Here is an 18,665-nt window from a genome sequence, read left to right as displayed (position 1 = left end):
CCGGCGGGGTGGCTTCCGGGGCGGGTTCGGCCGGCGGAAGTTCGGGAGCCGGGTCCGGGATCCGCTCCACGGTCAGGTCCGGCGCGGGCTCGACGGGTTGCTGCTCCAGAGGCTCCGGATCCGGGGTCTGCGGCTCTGGGGCTGGGGCGTGGGCGAGGAGGGTGCCGCCGAGGAAGGCGAGGGCGGGCCATCCCGCGACGAGGATCCGCAGCCAGGCCGGGACGTTGTTGAGGTCGAGGAGTCCGGCGGTGGCGATGTTGGCGCCGAGTGAGGCGATGAGGGCGATGGCGAACCAGAGCCAGGCATCGCGGTTCTCCGCGTCCATGCGCATCCGGCGCCAGGCGGCGACCAACAGCAGGTCGACGCTGACCGGGTAGGCCCAGGCCTTCCATCCGTCCTGTCCGGCCGCGACAGCGAGGTCGTGGAGGTGGGCGAAGGACAGGGCTCCGGCGATGACGGCTTGGATGAGTACGGCGTCGAAGCGCAGGGTGCGTAACACGAGGCCGCTTCCTTCCTGGGTCAGGCGGTGCCGGTGCCGAGGCAGTCCAGGCACAGCGCGGTCTGAGTGGCGCCGATCTCCCGGCGCTTACGCCCGACCCGGACCGTCGCGGTGGTCTCTCCGGTGCCGGCGCAGGTGCCGCAGGGCGGCGGGGCGGACGCGGGCTTGGCCGTGCGGCGGCGCGGGGCCGGGGTCTTCTTCGTGGTGGGCATGGGGTTCCCTTCGGTTTCGGGCATAGGTCGGGTAGGGACCTGGCACGAGACGGTCACGCCGACCGAGGGGGGAAGAGAGCTAGTCCGTCGCCGGGGTCGGCTTCACCAGCGAGGCGGACCCGTTCGCCGCGGCTTCGGCGGGGATGACCGGCCGGTACGGGGCGAGGCCGGGGAGGTCCGGGGTCAGGTGCGCGAACTGGGTGCAGATCGCTGCGGCTTCGTCCGCGCTCAGCTCGGGGGTGCGGATGCGGGACCAGCCGCCGGAGGAGTCGCCGGCGACCGCGACGCCGGGCATGTCCGGCGGGATCATCGTGACGGCCAGGACCGCGTCCGGGGCGATGTCTCCGATGCCCATGTCTGCGGTCTGCTTGTCGTTGACGCGGTGGACGGTCCGGCCGGTGAGCTGGGCGCGAAGGGTGGTGGCGCCCTTGCCGAGGTCGGAGCCGAAGCGCTGGCCGCAGATCTCCATGTAGAGGCCGGCGGCGCGGGCCATCTGGCCGAGGCGGATGAGCTGAGTGACCATCCGGTCCCGGCGTTCTTCGTCCTTCTTCCCCGCCACGAGGAACAGCTCGGCGATCTCGTCCACCAGGAGCACGATCGGTACCGGCCGGACCTCTTCCGGCAGATCCCAGATGTCGCCGGCCCCGTGCTCGCTGAGCAGGTCGAAGCGGGACTCCATCTCGTCCACGAGCGCATCCAGCAGCCCGGAGGCTTCCTCCGGCGTCACAGCGAGCGCCGACAGGCGGGGGGCGTAGCGGCGCTGTTCGACACCGCGCTTGCAGTCGATGCCGACCAGGGCGACCGGAAGGCGGGCGAGTCCGGTGATCAGGTTCCGCTGGTACATGGACTTGCCCGACTGGTTCGCGCCGAGCGTCAGCGCGTGCGGAACCTTGAGGTAGTCGCGGACGAACGCGGTGCCGTCCTCGCGGAGCGCGACCGGGACCGTCATCGGACCCGACGGGCGCTGGCGCGGCATCTTCACCCGACGCAACACGTCGTAGCCGGTCATCCGCAGCTCCACGAACCCGGGGCGGGTGGCGACCACGGCGACGGAGTGGACGCCCCAGGCGTGCCGCAGCCGCTCCGAGGCCGCCATCACGTCCGCGGGCTCCAGTCCGGCCGGCAGTCGCAGGGTGACCTTCATGCCGGTCGAGGAGCCCCGCACCCGGCGGATCTTCGGCGGTACGGGCTGGACGTCGCTGCGGCGGGCGATGTTGCGGACCAGGAACGCCCGCAGGCGGGACGGCTGGACCGTCAGCCCGCACACGTCCATCGTCGCCCGGTACGTCACCGCCAGCCGCACCCGTGCCATCGGTAGCCCCGCCAGCGTCCAGTAGACGCGGGGAGCGCGGGCCTTCGCGTATCCGAGACCACCGCCCGCACCGGCCAGGGGGAGGCCGACCTCCCATAAGGTCGTCAGGTCAGCCATGGTCAGGCCCCGACGGTGAGGGCGACGGCGCGGAACGAGATGCCGTGCCGGGTCTGGCCGTTGAACGTGTTCTCCCAGTCCCGGGCCTTCAGGCCGATCACCGAGACCGGCATGCCCGGCATCAGGCCCTCGGGGAGACCGGTCTCCGGGACGGTCACCTGGTAGAGGTTGCCCTCCCCCTCGTCCGAGATCAGCAGGCCCACCGTGGACAGACCGGCACCGGTCTCCCGGTCGACGGCCCGCTCACCGGTCTGCTTGCTCACGAGCTTGGGCGTCGGGGCGGTCGCGATGAACACGACGGCGGTCGAAAGGTCGATCTTGAAGGACGGCATCAGCGCTCCACGTTTTGTCGAGGCAGCCCAGGAGAGGGCCGCCAGGCTCGCTGTCCTAGGACTGCGAGCGGCCTGAGTTGATACTGAGCCCGCAGTCCTAGGACTGTCAACGGGTTCGAGGATGCCAACAGTCCTAGGACTGTGTTTGACTGGAATTCGTCGAGAGGGGTTCGAGATGGCGCCCAAGTGGCGGGAGCTGGCAGACAAGCTGGCCGAGCAAATCAAGAGAGGGGACTACCAGCCGGGCCAGCGGTTGCCGCAGATCAGAGAGCTGGTCGAGGCCGGCGAAGGCTCCAAAGCCACGGTGCACGCCGCCTACAAGGCGCTGGAAGCGGAGGGCTTGGTGACCTCCTCTCGAGGTCACGGGACCATCGTGCGCCAGCAAGTTCCGCTCAAGCGGCTTGGCATCGCTCGATACGACAAGGCCAAGTGGCGCGACGGCGACGAGGTTGCGTTCATCGCGGATCGGGTGGCCTCAGGGCGGGCCTACCGTCGTAACGAGCAAACACAGACAGTCAGCCTGGTCGAGGCGTCGCCTGATGTAGCAGCAGCACACGGACTCGAAGCCGGCGCTCCCGTCTACGCCCGCGCGCGGCTTGTCAGGGAAGGTGACCAACCCACGCACTCGCTGACCAGCTACTACCGGCCTGATCATGTTGAAGGAACCCGCATCGTCGATCCGACACCTGGCCCGGCCGGCCGGGGCGGCGGATTTCGCGTCCTTTACGACGCGGGTTACGAGATCGATCACATGAAGGAGCGACTGTTCGCCCGTACGCCCACCGCGGATGAAGTGAAGCTTCTACAACTTCCGCCCGGTGAACCCGTGGTCGAGCTGCATCGGACGACGTACACCGCTTCCGGCACAGTGGTCGAGTTCGCCATTGGGATCCACGCCGCTTCGCGCTTCGCGTGGGAATACGACTTCAAGGTCCCGGACTCCGCCAAGGACAGGGAAGGCCAGGAGTGATTTCAGCGCAGAACTGGGCAGACACGCATCGCCTCTGGGACTACCACCAGATGGGGCACACGGCCCGACCGTGCTCGGTGGCGATCGGCCTCGGGAGTCATGATCTGGGCGTGGCCGACACCGCAGTCGACCTCTACAAGCAGGGCATGGCCCCGCTCTTGCTGTTCACGGGGGCGACGAGTCCGACGACGCGGGACCGCATGCCCCGCGGCGAAGCCGTCCACTACCAGGAGCGGGCGATCGAGCTCGGTGTCCCCAGGTCGGCCGTCCTGGTGGAACCGCGTGCCCGCAACACCGGCGAGAACATTCGCTTCTCTCGGGAACTGTTGGCAGGAGCCGGCATTGGCGTGACTTCCATCCTGCTGATCAGCAAGCCCTACGAGGAACGGCGGGCGTACGCCACGGCGCGGAAGCTGTGGCCCGAAGTCGAGATCGTCAGCGCTTCCAGCCCGATGACGCTCAAGGAATACGTCGACGTCATTGGGGACGCTCGCCTGGTGATCGACATGCTTGTCGGCGCCTTGCAGCGGTTGCTGATTTATCCGGAGCAGGACTTCATGATCAGCCAGCCGGTGCCCCAGGAGGTGCTGGGCGCGTACGAACGCCTGTGCCATGCGGGTTTCACAAGTCGCCTCATCCGAGATGAGGAAGGTCAAGGCCTCAGCCATGCACGGCGATGACGAGCGACGGCGTACACCGAGTCCACCTGTTCCGGGGTGAACTTGCCAGAGAGCGGTCCGAGAGCCGCGACGTCGCGATCCTGATAGACCCGGACGGCGTACTGCGTGGCAGCTCGCCGTAAGGACTCCACCCCCACGAACACAAGCACCGGCTCAACAGGCACCTCGAAGTCGCAGTACCGCTCTAAGACCCCCCGAACGTAGTCGGCCTCGGCCTTGCTCGCTGCTGCGTAGGGGTGGGGCTTCCCTCCGTTCACCTTGACCATCGCGTCGCCCACCCAGACCGAGGCACCTCGATGAGTCTTGGTGTTGATGCTGAACACTCCACCAGGACCGATCAGCAGGTGGTCGATGTCGCCGCCATTGTTCTTCTGGATGCCGTGAAGAACCCGCCAGCCCAACGAAGAGAGGCGCGCGAGTTCTCGACCCACCTTCCGCTCCCCTTCAAGGCCGGTGTACCAGGTGTCCCAGTCGGAAGACTGCCGCAGCAGCTTCGCTTTCACGCGCTCAGCGGTCGAGGGTCCTCGCTCCGCGAGCAGCCCGAGAAGCCGGGCGCCCGGACGGTTCTTCGCAAGGTCCTCGCTGGGGGAGAGGGGCGGTAGGGGTGCCGTCGACCGTGGAGCAAGTTGCCGAAAAGTCGGCGGATACTGCTGGGCATTAGGCAGAGGGCGAGACGCTGAGACGGTGGCGGCCGAGGTTTCCACGGTGAGGCCGTCGCCAAGATGCCTGCGGAGGAGGGCAAGAGCTTCGTCCTGGTACTTCTGAACCTTGATCGTGACGACCTTGGTCGCTCGGTCGGCCCATGCAACAGCAGATCCGTTCGGCAGGTTCACGTACAGCCGATCCCTGCCATGCCGCTGCCACCGGCTCACAGTCAGCTCGCTCATCTGCCCTCCATGCATGCCACCCCACGTACATGCCAACAGCCAAGAGCCGCGCCAGCAAGACCGCCAGCATCAGAGCGAGCTGTTACAGGTTTCTCTACCTCATCAAGCACCCGGCTGCGCTCCGCTCCGCCGGGCGGGCTTCCCGGCTCCGCTCCGCGCGACGCTCCTGCCTTCGGCCCGCTCCGCGCGCGCTGCGCCGACGCCCGCCCCTGCAAGGCGGGATAGGCCCAAGGGCATGCGGCAGTCCCCTACGGGCCGCCGGGTCCATCTGTCACCGACATGCCTCCGGCGGGGGCCTCAGGCTCCGGGATGGCGGGGGCGCCGTTCGCGGGTGCCGGCCCGTGGATGGCTGAGGCGGGGAACTCCCATCCCGTCTGCCATCAGCCCAGGGCAAGCCGAGCAGACACGGCACCGGGCGTCCAGGTCATTCGTCCAGTTGGGCGCTCCACCTGGACGCCCGGCACCGCGCCTGCTCTACATGCCATGGGCCGACGGCAGACGGGATGGGAGTTGGGGTGGGTGGTGGGCGGGCCCACGCTCCGATACCACGGCCCTACCGGCCTGCAGGTCAAGGCACTTGAGAGACCGTCATCGCGGCGCGTTGTCGGTGTCGCACGCTACGCTTATAAAAATCGCTCCTCATGTGAGGGGGCGTTCCTATAACCCCTAGGGAGGGGTGCGTGATCGGGAACTCCTGGGCCAGGCCTGATGAGCACGGCGGCCACGACGAGCAGCTTGCAAAGCTGGGCCTCAAGTACGAGTACTTCGAGCAGCTGATCAGGGAGGGCGAGGAGGCCCGGGCCGCCGCAACGAAGGACGACGCGAACAATGCAGCCGGGACCTTCGACTACTTCGCCAGGGTGCGCACCCTGAGGAACCTGCTCAGGACCGAGGAGCAGTGGCACCGCTACGACCCCAAGCAGTCCCCCCTCACAGTCAACCCCGACAAGACCATGGGTATCGGCGTACTGCTCGGAGACGCCCGCACAGGCCTCCCCGGCAACCCACAGCCTCGGAGCCACCGTCCGGCCGGCGTCGCGAAGGAGTCGCTGATCGCCCGGAACCAGGACATCGACCCCGGACTCTTCCCAATGCCGCTGGCCGAGGAGGAGCTCGCGGCCCAGCGCAATGAGGACGAGTACGCCAACATGACGACGTGGTACCTGCTGACCTTCCGCTACAGCGCGAGGAAGCAGGGGTTCATCGAGGTGCGGAGCGAGCTGTCTCTGCCCAGTAGGGTTGGCCCTCGCGGCAAGATCGACAGCTGGGACCGCAGGATCCTCCTGCCTGCCATCCGCTTCAAAAAGACGTTCGATTACCCTGATGGCGACACCGGCTTCGACGTTGCCGTCGAAGAGTGGTGAGATAGGGGCGAAGCGGGCATACGTGAGGGTGGCGGTAGTAGATGGTTTCTTCGTCGCGCATCGCCATCGCTCGCAAGCGGAGAGGGCTCACTCTCGCAGAACTCGGCGAACGCGCGGGAGTGAGCCTCCAGAGCTTGTCGAACTACGAGACTGGGCGCACCGATCCCGCTAGCGAGACATTGGCGAAAATCTCGGCAGCCTTGGACTTCCCTGAGTCCTTCTTTCATAAGCCGCGTATCGAGCTGCTCCCCCTGGAGGCGGTGTCATTTCGTGCGCGCAGCAAACTGGCCGCAGCACCCAGAGATGCCGCTCTCGCCGCAAGCACTCTGGCTTTGGAGCTTAACGAATGGATTTCCAGTCGCTATAAGCTGCCTACATCTCACGTCCCCACGCTGGGACGACTCGATCCAGAATCTGCAGCCGACGTCCTGCGGGCCCGGTGGGATCTAGGCGATGCTCCAATTTCAAACATGGTACATTTGGTTGAATCCCGGGGCATTCGAGTTTTCTCGCTCCCGCCAGAATTTTCCGATGTTGACGCTTTCTCATTTTGGCGCAACGGGACTCCTTTCATCTTCTTGAGCACATTGAAGAGTGCGGAAAGAGGGAGATTCGACGTTGCGCACGAGCTAGGCCACCTCGTGCTCCACGGCGAGGAGCGGGAACTATACGGGCCAGCTGCCGAGAAAGAGGCAAACGCGTTTGCCAGCTCGTTCCTCATGCCGCGATCGAGCGTGATCAACATCATGCCCGACTCTCCCCTACCTTCCCAAATCATCGCCGCCAAGCGCGTATGGAAGGTTGCAGCTATGGCTCTGACTTACAGGCTGCATGACCTAGGGATTCTTTCAGATTGGCACTACAGGAAAGCCTGCGTGGAGCTGAGCAAAAAGGGATATCGGTCATCAGAGCCGCAGGGAATGCCGGGGCGCGAGAAATCTCAACTCCTGGAGAAGGTTTTCCATATGGCGCAATCCAAGGGAATCTCTTTGCGTCACGTGGCAGACGAGCTCGATGTCACCGCGCAGGAACTGAGTAGCTGGATATTTGGCCTAGTCGTTACCGTTCGCGCGGGGTCTGGCCGCCCTACTGCAAAGCCGACATCTTCGAGAGCCCGTCTCACAGTTGTCCGCTGAAGCAGCAATTTCCCGTGATCAAGAATCTGCACCCGCGGCAGCAGGGGTCCAGCTTTGGTAGGCCACGCGAGAGCAGCCAGCGGAACGCACTGGTGCAGTGACGGCCCGGCTTGTCTGACCGCTCCGGCTGTGCCAGACGCGTGCCAGGTAAGGCGGGGAACGGCGGTCAACGGCGGGTGCCAGGGCGAGCCCCAGGGTTCCCCCTGGCACCCGTTCTCGCTGGTCACACGTTGGACGAGGCGTGGAGGATCGGTGATTCCCAAGCTTATAGCGCGGGTTCGATTCCCGTCATCCGCTCCACGACAAAGCCCCAGGTCAGCGACCTGGGGCTTGTTTGTTGTCCAGACCTCTCAGGCCTCGCGCGCTCTTCGCGTGCCACCGGCACCCGCACTCCGCGAGCCGCCCAAGGTGCCGCTTGACCTCGACAGAGAGGAAGGGCGGCAGGTCACCCGCGCACACACCGGCCGCTGGACTCGGAGTCGCCCTCGATGGAAGATCTTCGGTTTCGAGCAGGGCTCTTAATGACAAGTAATCCTTGCGATTTATCGGCGTGGGGTCCACACTCTTCCCATGACCGGCAAACCCCGCACCCGAGCTCCGCAGGCCACTCTGACCGACAGGCAGAAGCTCGAACTGGACCGGGCGAAGAAGGCAGCCGACGACGCCGTCGCGCACTTCCGTGAGACCGCGGGGCGTATCGCCGTAGACCTCGGCCGCGGCGGAGCTCCGGCCGTCGCCAGGCACATGGAGTGGACACCCCAGTACGCGTCCGCCCTCGCCGCCGCCTACAAGGCCAAGCGGGCCGCCCAGGGCAGCGGGAGCGAGGAGGTGGCGGCATGACGACCGCCCCCAGGCCGTCAGGCATCCCGCCCATGCCCGAGCGGAACACGAAGGCGTTGCGCGCCGCGATCGCCGAGCACACACCGCAGCTCCTCGCCGACTTCGACACCCACTGGAAGTGGGCCATCGGCGACGCTCACGACATCGCCCCGGTGCCGGCGTTCCTCGCCCAGTGGTGGGCCGAGTTCGCCGTCGCCCGCGATCCCGCGCTCGACCGGCACATCCACGATCTGGAAAGCCGGGCAGCCGACGCGACGACGAACGCCGAAGCCACGCAGTTGCTCACGCAGGCCGCGCACCTTCGGCGCGAGGCGGGGAAGGCGGAGCCCGGCCAGTGAGCGACTTCATGGGGCCGCCCTGGCAGATGGACTGGGTCGATTCGGCCCGAGCCGCCCGCGACTCCCTGCCCAAGCCGGTCCGCGACCTGATCGACGGCATCCGAGCCGAACTGGTCACCGCCGAGGACCCCTGTTCCGTGGCATCGACAACTCCCGGATCTCCCGCCTGGCTGCCGTATCGCGCCGCTTCGGTCGACGGTGCCGAACGGGCTGTACGTCTGCTACTTCGATCACGGCCGGGGCTGGATCCACTACACGTTCACCCGACGCACCGCCGACCCTCAGATCATCGTCGAGGAGGTGTTCTGGCAGTGACCTGTCACTTTCCCGTACACCTGTCCGCTCGGTGGACCAGACAACAGCGCCCTCGGAAATCCAGCCCGCGCGAAAGCCGTGCCACAACGTGTCAGTAGATGCGGTAAACAGCAGTCGACAAGGGGCGGCGGAAGCAGCTACGACGCCGCCGCCAGGGCCCGTTCCCGCAGGTCAGGCGTGATGCACAGGCGCAAGTGCCGAGTGATTCCCAAGCTTGTAGCGCGGGTTCGGTTCCCGTCATCCGCTCCACGACAAAGCCCCAGGTCAGCGACCTGGGGCTTGTTCGTTGTCCAGACCTGTCGGGGTCGTGCGCCGCGGGGCGCTCGCCGATGCGGGCGGCGGGCCGAAGGCCGCCGCCGTCGATGGCGGCGGCCTTGTTCCTCCGGGAGCACGGCAGGTTTTCCCCGGAAGGCGCCCGGACCGTTCAGCGGCCGGGCAGGGCGAGCGTCCCGGCGCTGAGGGCGGCCCGCAGGACGTGGGCGATCTCCTCGGGCTTGAGGTTGATGCCGTCGAGCCCTTCCACGGTCAGCGGGATCTGCTCCAGCGCGTACGCGCCGCGGCCCTCGGCGCTGAACTCGGGACCGGTGCGGTCCTCGAAGGACCAGGTCGCGATGCGGGCGAGATAGAAGAGCTGGCGCTCGTCGCCGGACTCCACGGTGTGGAGGAGGCGGACGATGTCGGCCTTCCCGGCGATCTCCTCGTGGATCTCCCGGTGGAGGGCGGCCTCCCGGGACTCGTCGCTGGGCTCAACGCCGCCGCCGGGGAGAACCCAGTACTCGGGGATGTCGGGCTTCGTACGGCGGATGACCAGCATCGTGTCGTCAGCGGTGACGAGGACGGCGCGGACTCGTTCCTTCATTTCGGTCTGTCTCCTTGCTTGTCGGCGTCCCAGTTCAGCAGCCGGCCGCCGTCGACGTGGACGGATTGCCCGGTGATGGACGACGCGGAGGGACCCACGAGGAACGCGACCAGGGCCGCGACATCCTCGGGCCTCGGCTGAGCCGGACTGCGCGAGGGCCGGGTCCGGCCCGCGGTCGTACCATGGAAATTGGATCGAACACGCTCACGTGTGTCGATCCGGAAGGGCGGCCCCGGCGGAGTGAATGCGCTGGGGCCGTTGCGAGCACCGCCTCCATGAGGCGCATGCGCTCGACGTCGATCGACGCGGCGCGCGGCAACATCGGCCTGGCCTGGATGGCGGCTCACCCCCGCCGTTTCAGTGCACGTGTCACGCGAGGTACGCGAGGTGGCCGGCGTGGAGCAGTCGGCCGGCCGGCGCGCCGCCGCCGCCACGACGAAGCCGCCGCCGACCAGCCAGTACTTGATGACCCGAATGGTTCGGGCCGTAGGCGACCGCGCAGCCACGGCCGCGGCCGGGAGCCACGGCAGGCCGCATCTCACGACAACCCCGGCTCCCGCAGGTCCGCCCGTCGCCGCACACTTGTCCGCACGAACGGAAGTACCTCCCCGTATCAGGCCGAAAACGGGCTGATCAGACGTACGCTGGAAGTACCGGAAGTACTTCGAGCACCAGCTTCCACGCAGGTGTCATTTCCGGGGAACACGAGAAACCGGGCTGCCGACGGGCAGCCCGGGGGCAGGTCCGCCATGACCACCACCCTCGACAGGACAGCGAACCGCGCCCTCACCCCAGGACTTCCGGCCCGCTTGTCGCTCACCCCTCAGACCACACTCGCCGGTCAGCTCGACGGCGCCTGGTGGCCCCGTTCACGCGACCTGGCAGCCGAGCTGCCGGCGCTGGCCGACGCCCTCGAAGGACGCTGGGGCCGCATCACCCGTGTCCTGGTGAACCCCGACCGCTGGCCCGTCGTCCCGCACAAGGTCGCCGTCACCGGCCACGTCCTGCACGTGGGCTGGTTCACCGAGCAGGACCCGGACAAGGTCATCCTGTTGTCCTACACGACCGGCCGCTGCGACCTGCTCGTCATTCCGCCCGAGACGGAACCCGCCTCCGCGGCCCGGCTGATGGACGCCGCCGCACTCCCCGGCAGCGTCCTCACCGCGAGCGCGCTCATGTCCGGCGAGGCCGCGACCGGCCGCCGGATGGGGGCGGCACGGAGCAGCGAAGACACCTGGGAGACCGACGGCGGGGCCGCCTCAGCGCCCCAGCCGCACCCGGCGGCGCACCCCGTCGTCGCGGCGCACCCGGTCGTCGGCGCGCGGATGATCCCGCTGCCGCTGCCGGGACGCACCGGGAGGTGAGGACATGGAGACCGTGATCACGCTCGTGGCAGCCGCACTTCTGATCGCGCTCGGCACACGCCTGATCCACCGGCTGAACGCCCAGCACGACGCACGCATAGCGGCCCACCACTTCGACGGCCCCTACCCCTCCCTCAGCCGTCCCCCCGGCCACGGCAACCCCAGACCGCCCGAGCGAATCACCCATCGCCGGCCTACGGACACCCGGCCCTGACCTCAGACCACTCCTCCGACCGAAGGCCGCGGGCAGGGAACTGGACACCAGGGACAACCCACCCGTCGGCCTCTCGCTTTGCCCGAACGGAGCACGCCGTCTTGCACCCCACCGAGAGCGGGCCCCTGCGGCAGGGGGGGGACACGCCGAGATCCGTATCGTCTCGGCCACGCCCGAGGCCGCCCGCGCGGTCGCCGAGGTGATCCGCCGGTGCTTCGCCGGGGCGGAACAGCGCAGCTACCCCGCGCCGGGCGGCGGCACACGGCTCCACCTCACCGTCGACACCCTGACCGCCGCCGGACAGGCCCGCACCTGGCTCGCCACCAGCAGACCGCCCACCGGCCCCGGCCCCCACACCGAGGAACCCCGACCGGCCACGAACGACACCACGACGACAGGACCACGCACCATGGCGACACTCCACGAGCGGCAGCGGTACCGCCGACAGATCCTCCAGGCCCTCTACACGGCCGCCGAAGGCAACCGCCTGCTCGGCATCACCGGAGCCGCGCTCAACCACGACCTGCGCATCCCGGAGCAGGATCTCGCCGCCGCCTGCTCCTACCTCGCGGGCGAGAGACTGGTCACCGTCGACTGGGAGCCGGGAAACACACCTGCAATGGTCTCGCTCACCCACCAGGGCATCCGCCTCATGGAAGCGGAGGAGGAAGAAGAGGGCGACTGAACCGGGTTCGCCTCCGGACCTGGCGGGCCCGGAAGGCCCGGGGAGGGCGTCGCCGGCCGCCTGCCGCCGGTGCCGCCGCACGGTGGCCGGGTGGCGTGACCTGAGGCCGGGAAGCATCCTGGAGGCCACATCGCTGGTGCGGGCCGCTCCGGTACCCGGTCACCGCGCGACCGCGGCACCCGCCCCGTACGGCAGGACCGAACGAGGTCATCGCCGCTCGGTTGGAGGCAACGGGATGACCGTCGGACGGCTCGGGGAACCCGATCGCGCGGAGAGCTTCGGGGAGGGACTCCTGGGTGCGATCCTGGACCGGGCACACGATCTGCCTCCAGACCGGGTCGGGCTGGTCGTCGCCGAGACGGTGGGCCGGTTGAGCGGCAGGAATCCGCAGATCCTGCTCCAGGACTATCAGCAGCAGAGGCTCGTTCCCCTGCTCGCCGAAGGGCTGACGGGCGGCGAGCCGCTGTCCATCGACGGCTCGGATGCCGGCAGGTGTTTCCTCACGTCGCTCCCGGTCGAGCTGGCGACGGCCGACGGAGTACGCGTCCACGCACCGCTGCTCGGCGGCGGTGACCAGGCCGGGGTCCTTGCCGTCACCCTGGACACGGTCGACGACGACGTCCGCCGCATCCTGCGCCGGATCGCGGGCCTGGTCGCCGACCTCCTGCAGACCAAGAACGACTACACCGACCTCTTCTTCCGCACACGCCGCAGCGAGCCGATGAACGTCGCCGCGGAGATCCAGTGGTCGCTCCTGCCGCCGCTGACCATGACCATGCCGCGCGTCGCCGTCGCCGGAGTCCTGGAACCCGCCTACGACGTGGCCGGCGACAGCTTCGACTATGCCCTCAACGCCGACACCCTCCACCTCGCCATGATCGACGCCATGGGGCACGGCCTGGACGCGGCCACGATGGCCACCGTCGCCATCGGCGCGTACCGGCACGCCCGCCGCATCAGCGTCGAGCTGTCCGAGATCTACCTCTTCATGGATCGGGCGGTGGCCGAGCAGTTCGCCCCCGACCACTTCGTCACCGCCCAGATGATGCGCCTGGACACGACCACCGGCCGTCTCCAGTGGGTCAACGCGGGACACCCCGCCCCCGTCCTGATCCGCGAGCACCGTGTCATGGGCCGCCTGGACAGCCCCACCACCCTCCCCGTCGGCTTCGGAGGGGCACAGCCACAGGTCAGCAGTGTGGTACTCGAACCGGGGGACCGCGTCCTCTGCTTCACCGACGGCCTCGTCGAGGAACACGAGAGCGGGCAGGAGGAGTTCGGCGAGGACCAGCTTATCGACTGGGTGAACCAGCTGGAGAAGACGGACCGAGGCGTCCGCGCGGTGGCGCGGGACCTGTCCCACACGCTCAGGAGAGCACGCGGCGAAGCCACCTCGGACGACGCCACTCTCGTCCTGGTCGAGTGGCGCGGCTGATCCGCCGCCGTGCCACAACGTGCCGGCAGAGGCGGTCAGCAGCGGAACAGCAAGGGAGCCGAAGACGCGGCGAAGAAGCGGCGCCAGACTGGCGCTCCCGCAGCTCAGAAGCTGTTTGCGGCCCCAAGTGCCGGGGCCTCCGGCCAAGAGGTCGGCGAAGCGTGGCACACCGGCCTTCGCGAGTCGGATGAGGGGCCGCCGAACGTCGCCGCCTTTGGCGGTGGTCTCCGGCTGCGGGCCGGTAGGCCACTGCGGCGCGCGGCCCCCAGATGCATGACATCCGGTCGGAAGGATGGGTCGAGGCCCCGCCGGTTTGCCGCTCTAGCATGTGAGTTGTCTCATGTGCAGAGACTTTGCCTTTCCGTTACCCGATGCTTACGATCATGTTTTGAACAGTTCATCGGGGGAGGGTGGCTGCTTTGCACACCATGGAGTCCCGTCGCGCGTCCAGCGCCGTTCGAGTGCCTGACCAGCACGCGGAACGGGACGCGCACAGCGCGGGGGCCTGCGACTGCACACTACTGCGCGGCGCCGTCAATGATCCACGGGGGATCGAGACACTGACCGGGCGCGAGCGACAGGTGCTCACGCTGCTCGGACACGGCATGCCCAACCGGCTCATCGCCCGGCGGCTGGGCATCGTGGAGCGGACCGCGAAGGCACATGTGGCCAGCATCGTGGAGAAGCTCGGCGTCAGTTCCCGGCTCGAAGCCGCACTGATGGCCCATCTGCACCATCCGCTCATCTGCACCGGGGACATTGTCCCAAGGGACACCTCACCAAGGGCCAATACCCTTGCCACGGCGCATGGTTGTTGACTGGGCGACGTCCGCCGGAACCAGAGGCGGGCGTTTCCAATGATCGGGAGAGCGCGATGCAGAAGATCGAGAACGTCAACATCATGGAGCTCGTCGGTGGCTTCGAGGCCTACGCCGACGCCGCCGAGCTGAACTTCGAGGCGTCGGCCGACGCCCCGGCGATCACGCCGACCCTCACCACCATCGCCTACACCAAGGTGAGCGTCGCCGCCGGCACCGCTTCCTGGAAGTACAGCTGCTGATCGGGCAGTAGAGGCGGCCGGCAACGGCTGAACCGAGCGGTCCTGGGCGCGGGCAAGGCGCCCAGGGCCGCCCCGGCCCATGCCCGGGGTCCGACCCGGGCAGGGCACCGCCCATTCTTTCCCACCTTCGTCCTTTCCTGCCCTTCCTCTTCCGTGACTCCCGGAGGTCCGGCGATGAGCCGCAGTGTCTCTGTTCTCCTGCCCATCGTCCCGACCCGCGCGGAGCAGGCGGCGCCGTTCGCCGCGTTCGTGCAGTGGCGGGGAGCGCGGGCACTCTGGCAGGGACAGGTGCTCCTCAACGAACAGCACCAGATCCTCGCCCAGTTGAGCGGAATGGGTCTGCGCGTCCCGTTCGGGATCGGTGTCTCGCTGATGCCTCTGCGCCATCCCGTCCAGGCCGCCATCGAGGCCCGCACCCTCGCCGCGGCGTCCGGTCATCCGGTCACCGCCGGATTCGGCCCGGGTGCACGCGCCTTCCAGGCGATGGCGCTCGGCGAGCCCTACAAGAGCCCGCTGACGGCCTGCCGTGAATACCTGACCATCGTCCGCGGACTGCTGGACGGCGACGAGGTCGACCAGCGCGGCACCTACTTCTCCTACTCCGGCTCCATCCCGCGCTCGCCCGCACCCCCGGTCGAGGTGGGCCTCGGGGTGCTGCGCCCGGGCATGGCCCGGATCGCCGGGGAGACCGCCGACGTCGCGATCACCTGGCTCACCCCGCCGTCGTACGTGCGCGACGTCATCGTCCCCGCGCTGCGCGAAGGAGCCGAAGCCGTGGGGCGGCCCGCGCCGCGTGTCGTGTCCATCGTTCCCATGGCCGCCGCGGCCGACGGCAGGAACACCCTGGCCGTCCTCGGCGCCGGCAGCTCCGACCACTTCGCCGCGCCGCACTACCGGGACATGCTGACCCGTGCCGGCGTCGAGGTGGACGGTGAGGACCCGTCGGCGACCGCCGCGAGCCTGCTCGCCGCGGGGGGAGCCCTCACCGGCGACCCCGCGGAGATGGCGGCCGGTATCGCCGCGTACCACGCGGCGGGCGCCGACGAGGTGGTCCTCAACAACGCCGGACTCGGGATGACGGAGGGACCGCGGGCCGTCCTGCGCGACCTGGAGGCGCTGTTCAACGGGAACGGCTGGTAGCCGCCATGACCGACCCCACCGACCCCACCCAGCGCACCGGGGACACCGGCTCCGCCGCACGCACCGAGCCCGCCGGGCTCGGTTTCACCCGGCTCCTCTTCGTCGCCACCGGCTCCGTCTCCGCCGCCGAACTGCCCTCCTGGATCACCTGGCTGCGCGCCACCCACCCCGCCCTGGAGATCCAGACCGTCCTCACCCGCAGCGCCCAGCGCTTCGTCACGCGCGAGGCCCTCAACCTGCTCACCGGCCGCCGCACCCTGGTGGACGCCTGGCCGGACGAGCCCGTGCTGCGCGCCCCGCACGTCGACCTGACCGCCTGGGCCGAGGCCGTACTCGTCTACCCCTCGACGTTCTCGTACACCGCCCGCCTCGCGCTCGGCCTCGCCGACAGCCCCTCGCTGCTGACCGCGCAGTGCACGGCGGCACCCGTCGCCGTCGCCCCCGCGCTGCCGCCCGGCGGCGCCCGGAGCCATGCCTACCGCCGCCACGCCGAGGCCCTCGCGGAGCGCCCCAACTGCGTCGTCGTGCCGCCCGTGCCCGCGCTCAGCCTGACCACCGGGCGCACCGACAGCTGGGCCCCGGCCCCGCTCCCCGACGTGGTGGACGGCCTCGCCGCGCTGCACCGCGGCATCACGGCGGAGCCGGCGCCGTGAGCGGCGTCGTGGTCGACGCCTTCGCGACAGGCCTGCTCTCCACCACCGTCACCGCCCTGCCCGACGGCGGCCACCGCTGGCTGCGCCGGCCCGGTGCGGGGGCCCCGGAGGCCTTCGCGCCGCTCACCGCCGGCCTGCGCGAGCTCGTCGAGCAGATTTCCCCCGGCCCGGGTGCCCGCCTGCTGACCGGGGACCCCGCGCCGGACGGCGCCCGGACGTACGCCGCCCCCGGCCCGTACTCCGTGGCCCACTGGCTCATCGCCGGGGGTGGTCCGCATGCCGTCCCCGGCGGCCGCAGCGCGCTCACCGGAACCCTCAGGGAGGTCGGGGCGCTGCTCGCCGCACTCCACGGCCGGCCCGTCCCCGAGGAGGCCCGGCGGCCCGCGCGCGCGGCCGTCCGGCTCCACGCCTGGCTGTCCGGCCGTACCACCGCCGGCGGAGCCACCGCCGCGGACCTGCTGGGCGAGGCGGCCGTCGCCCCCCTGCTCGCCTGGGTGACGCAGGCCCTCGCCCCCGCGGACGGCCACGTCCTGTCACACGGCGCGCCGGGCCTCGGCTCGCTCCTTCCCGCCGCCGGAGCCGCACCGGCGGTGCTGCTGACGGGCGAGGACCTGTGCACCGCCCCGCCCCATTTCGACCTGGGCTGGCTCGCCGGGGAACTCCTGGAGTTCCGCTGGCTGCTGGGCGCCGCCGCCGACCCGCAGGTCTGGCAGCAGCTGCTGGACGCCCTCTTCGACGGCTACGGCGGCGACGCCGCGGCCGCGCGTGAGGGCCACCTGCACGGCACCGCCCTGCGCGTCGCGCTCCACGCGCACGACACGGCTGCGTACCTCCCGGCCTCGACCGGCCACGCCCGCCTGTACGGCCTGCTCGCCTCCACCCTCACCGAGGAGGCGGCCGCATGAGCGACGGCACGGGCATACGCAGGCTGACCCTCGGCAACGGGCTGCGCGTACTGATCGACACGACCGGCGCGGGGGGCCTGACAGCGGTCTCGGTGCACTACGGTGTCGGCTTCCGCTCGGAGCCCGAGGGAAGCGCCGGCGTCGCACACCTGCTGGAACACATGATGTTCGAGGGCAGCGAACGCTTCCCCGACCGCGCCTACTTCGCCGGCCTCCTGGCCGCCGGCGGATCCGCCGAGGGCACCACCCACCAGGACTACACGGACTACGTCCACGTCGTTCCCGCCACGGCCCTGGAGCGCGCGCTGGCCGCCGAGGCCGACCGGATGCGCGCCCCCCGCTTCACCGCGGACGCCCTCGCCGAGCAACTCACCGGCATCGAGGCGGAGATCAAGGCCGCCGTGTACGACGCTCCGCTCGGCGGCCTGCCCTGGCCCCTGCTGCCCGCCCTGCTCTACGACCGCTGGGCCAACACCCACGACGGCTACGGCGACCTGCCCGGCCTCGCCCGCCTGACCCCCGAGGACTGCGCCGGGTTCTTCCGCGAGCACTACGCCCCCGGCAACGCCGTCCTCACGGTGAGCGGCGCGGACGACCCCGATCAGGTCGCCGCCCTCGTCACCCGGCACTTCGCCGCGGTCCCGGCCGGACCCGGCCGGCCCGGGACGGCGCACCGCCCGGTCCTGGCCGAGCCCCCGCTCACCGCGGACCGGGTGAGCGTACGGACCGTGCCCGGCGGTGGCGCCGTCTGCCTCGGCTACCGGTTGCCCGACCCTGCGACCGACCTCGACGGCTACCTCGCCCGGCTCGTGGCGGCCCGGCTGCTGGCCGTGCCGCCGGTCGACGCGGGCTGCGGATTCTTCGGCCCGCTGGACGCGCTCGACCCCGACACCCTCGTCGTCACCCTGCCCGCCGCCGACGAGGACGGGGTGCGGGCGGCGCTGCACCGCGTCGACGAGGCGCTGCGCGCCATCGCGGACGCCGCGGAGGTCGCCGACGCCGAAGTCCGGCAGGCGGCCCGGCGGCTCGCCGACGACCACCTGCGCGCCCATCACGGGCCGGGGCCCCGGGCCCGCGCGCTCGGCCGGCTGGAGATCCTCTTCGGCGAGCCGGCCCTCCTCGACGAGCTGCCCGCCCGCCTGCGGGCCCTCGGCGCCGGCGAGGTCCGCGCGGCCGCCGCTGCGCTGGCCGCGGGACACCGGGCGGTGCTGGCGCTGCTCCCGGGCGGCACACCGGTCCCCTTCCGCGGCCTGGGCACGTCCGTCCGCGCCGTCGCCCCGGTTCCCGCGCCCCCCACTCGCGCCACCGCCACGGCCACCGGCACCACAGCACCCGCTGCCTCTTCCGT

The 18,665-nt window shown here is 69.9% G+C and carries 23 protein-coding genes; 16 read left to right on the top strand and 7 right to left on the bottom strand.

Annotated elements, in window-relative coordinates:
• The 4 genes from EF903_RS13250 to EF903_RS13235 all read right to left on the bottom strand — a co-directional run.
• The coding region (locus tag EF903_RS13250; protein ID WP_125543417.1) for a DUF2637 domain-containing protein at positions 1-499 on the bottom strand (499 nt) is incomplete at its 3' end.
• Between the two features lie 20 nt (positions 500-519).
• Complete coding sequence (locus EF903_RS13245; RefSeq protein WP_125543416.1) at positions 520-711, bottom strand: hypothetical protein; 192 nt, start codon at positions 709-711, stop codon at positions 520-522.
• 79 nt (positions 712-790) lie between these two features.
• Positions 791-2,140, bottom strand: coding sequence for an FtsK/SpoIIIE domain-containing protein (locus tag EF903_RS13240; RefSeq protein ID WP_125543415.1), 1,350 nt, complete (start codon positions 2,138-2,140; stop codon positions 791-793).
• A gap of 2 nt (positions 2,141-2,142) precedes the next feature.
• Entirely contained in the window at positions 2,143-2,472 is a 330-nt protein-coding gene (locus tag EF903_RS13235; RefSeq protein ID WP_125543414.1) for a hypothetical protein, read from the bottom strand.
• A gap of 175 nt (positions 2,473-2,647) precedes the next feature.
• Between EF903_RS13235 and EF903_RS13230 the strand changes: the two genes are divergently transcribed.
• Together EF903_RS13230 and EF903_RS13225 are read left to right on the top strand one after the other, a co-directional pair.
• Positions 2,648-3,442: a GntR family transcriptional regulator gene (locus tag EF903_RS13230; RefSeq protein WP_125543413.1), complete on the top strand. Its 795-nt coding sequence runs from the start codon at positions 2,648-2,650 to the stop codon at positions 3,440-3,442.
• Positions 3,439-4,122, top strand: coding sequence for a YdcF family protein (locus EF903_RS13225; RefSeq protein WP_125543412.1), 684 nt, complete (start codon positions 3,439-3,441; stop codon positions 4,120-4,122). Before EF903_RS13230 ends, EF903_RS13225 begins: the two co-directional genes overlap by 4 nt.
• On the opposite strand, the gene EF903_RS13220 is transcribed toward EF903_RS13225, so the two are convergent.
• Positions 4,095-5,009, bottom strand: a complete 915-nt coding sequence (locus EF903_RS13220) for a nuclease-related domain-containing protein (RefSeq protein ID WP_125543411.1) — start codon at positions 5,007-5,009, stop codon at positions 4,095-4,097. The two genes, EF903_RS13225 and EF903_RS13220, sit on opposite strands and share 28 nt — an antisense overlap.
• A 680-nt stretch (positions 5,010-5,689) precedes the next feature.
• On the opposite strand from EF903_RS13220, the gene EF903_RS13210 reads away from it, so the two are divergent.
• The 4 genes from EF903_RS13210 (at position 5,690) to EF903_RS13195 (ending at position 8,687) form a co-directional block, all read left to right on the top strand.
• Entirely contained in the window at positions 5,690-6,373 is a 684-nt protein-coding gene (locus EF903_RS13210) for a hypothetical protein (RefSeq protein ID WP_125543409.1), read from the top strand.
• Between the two features lie 41 nt (positions 6,374-6,414).
• A complete protein-coding gene (locus EF903_RS13205) occupies positions 6,415-7,509 on the top strand; it encodes an ImmA/IrrE family metallo-endopeptidase (protein ID WP_125543408.1) in 1,095 nt (364 codons plus the stop codon).
• Between the two features lie 570 nt (positions 7,510-8,079).
• Positions 8,080-8,349, top strand: a complete 270-nt coding sequence (locus tag EF903_RS13200; protein ID WP_125543407.1) for a hypothetical protein — start codon at positions 8,080-8,082, stop codon at positions 8,347-8,349.
• The gene (locus tag EF903_RS13195; protein WP_125543406.1) at positions 8,346-8,687 is read left to right on the top strand and encodes a hypothetical protein; all 342 of its coding nucleotides are present in this window, start codon (positions 8,346-8,348) and stop codon (positions 8,685-8,687) included. Before EF903_RS13200 ends, EF903_RS13195 begins: the two co-directional genes overlap by 4 nt.
• Before the next feature lie 739 nt (positions 8,688-9,426).
• On the opposite strand, the gene EF903_RS13185 is transcribed toward EF903_RS13195, so the two are convergent.
• Positions 9,427-9,861: an NUDIX domain-containing protein gene (locus tag EF903_RS13185; protein ID WP_125543405.1), complete on the bottom strand. Its 435-nt coding sequence runs from the start codon at positions 9,859-9,861 to the stop codon at positions 9,427-9,429.
• Entirely contained in the window at positions 9,858-9,959 is a 102-nt protein-coding gene (locus EF903_RS13180; protein ID WP_399420751.1) for a hypothetical protein, read from the bottom strand. Before EF903_RS13180 ends, EF903_RS13185 begins: the two co-directional genes overlap by 4 nt.
• A 651-nt stretch (positions 9,960-10,610) precedes the next feature.
• On the opposite strand from EF903_RS13180, the gene EF903_RS13175 reads away from it, so the two are divergent.
• The 10 genes from EF903_RS13175 to EF903_RS13125 all read left to right on the top strand — a co-directional run.
• The gene (locus tag EF903_RS13175) at positions 10,611-11,225 is read left to right on the top strand and encodes a DUF5994 family protein (protein ID WP_125543404.1); all 615 of its coding nucleotides are present in this window, start codon (positions 10,611-10,613) and stop codon (positions 11,223-11,225) included.
• A gap of 4 nt (positions 11,226-11,229) precedes the next feature.
• Complete coding sequence (locus EF903_RS13170) at positions 11,230-11,439, top strand: hypothetical protein (RefSeq protein WP_125543403.1); 210 nt, start codon at positions 11,230-11,232, stop codon at positions 11,437-11,439.
• A gap of 409 nt (positions 11,440-11,848) precedes the next feature.
• Positions 11,849-12,124 carry a hypothetical protein gene (locus EF903_RS13160; protein WP_125543419.1) on the top strand — a complete coding sequence of 92 codons (276 nt, stop codon included), beginning with the start codon at positions 11,849-11,851 and terminating at the stop codon, positions 12,122-12,124.
• 235 nt (positions 12,125-12,359) lie between these two features.
• The gene (locus EF903_RS13155) at positions 12,360-13,559 is read left to right on the top strand and encodes a PP2C family protein-serine/threonine phosphatase (RefSeq protein ID WP_125543402.1); all 1,200 of its coding nucleotides are present in this window, start codon (positions 12,360-12,362) and stop codon (positions 13,557-13,559) included.
• A gap of 461 nt (positions 13,560-14,020) precedes the next feature.
• The gene (locus EF903_RS13150) at positions 14,021-14,377 is read left to right on the top strand and encodes a helix-turn-helix transcriptional regulator (protein ID WP_260615167.1); all 357 of its coding nucleotides are present in this window, start codon (positions 14,021-14,023) and stop codon (positions 14,375-14,377) included.
• 56 nt (positions 14,378-14,433) lie between these two features.
• Positions 14,434-14,619 carry an LxmA leader domain family RiPP gene (locus EF903_RS13145; RefSeq protein WP_125543401.1) on the top strand — a complete coding sequence of 62 codons (186 nt, stop codon included), beginning with the start codon at positions 14,434-14,436 and terminating at the stop codon, positions 14,617-14,619.
• A 174-nt stretch (positions 14,620-14,793) separates the two neighbouring features.
• The gene (locus EF903_RS13140) at positions 14,794-15,759 is read left to right on the top strand and encodes an LLM class flavin-dependent oxidoreductase (RefSeq protein ID WP_125543400.1); all 966 of its coding nucleotides are present in this window, start codon (positions 14,794-14,796) and stop codon (positions 15,757-15,759) included.
• A 5-nt stretch (positions 15,760-15,764) separates the two neighbouring features.
• Positions 15,765-16,412, top strand: a complete 648-nt coding sequence (locus EF903_RS13135; protein ID WP_125543399.1) for a flavoprotein — start codon at positions 15,765-15,767, stop codon at positions 16,410-16,412.
• Positions 16,409-17,317, top strand: a complete 909-nt coding sequence (locus EF903_RS13130; protein ID WP_125543398.1) for a hypothetical protein — start codon at positions 16,409-16,411, stop codon at positions 17,315-17,317. Before EF903_RS13135 ends, EF903_RS13130 begins: the two co-directional genes overlap by 4 nt.
• On the top strand, positions 17,314-18,665 hold a 1,352-nt coding region (locus EF903_RS13125), incomplete at its 3' end, for a pitrilysin family protein (protein WP_148142516.1). The genes EF903_RS13130 and EF903_RS13125, both read left to right, overlap by 4 nt.

Source organism: Streptomyces sp. WAC05292 (genome assembly GCF_003949955.1).
In the GTDB taxonomy this organism is placed as follows: domain Bacteria; phylum Actinomycetota; class Actinomycetes; order Streptomycetales; family Streptomycetaceae; genus Streptomyces; species Streptomyces globosus.
This window is presented reverse-complemented; position numbering and strand designations above follow the sequence as displayed.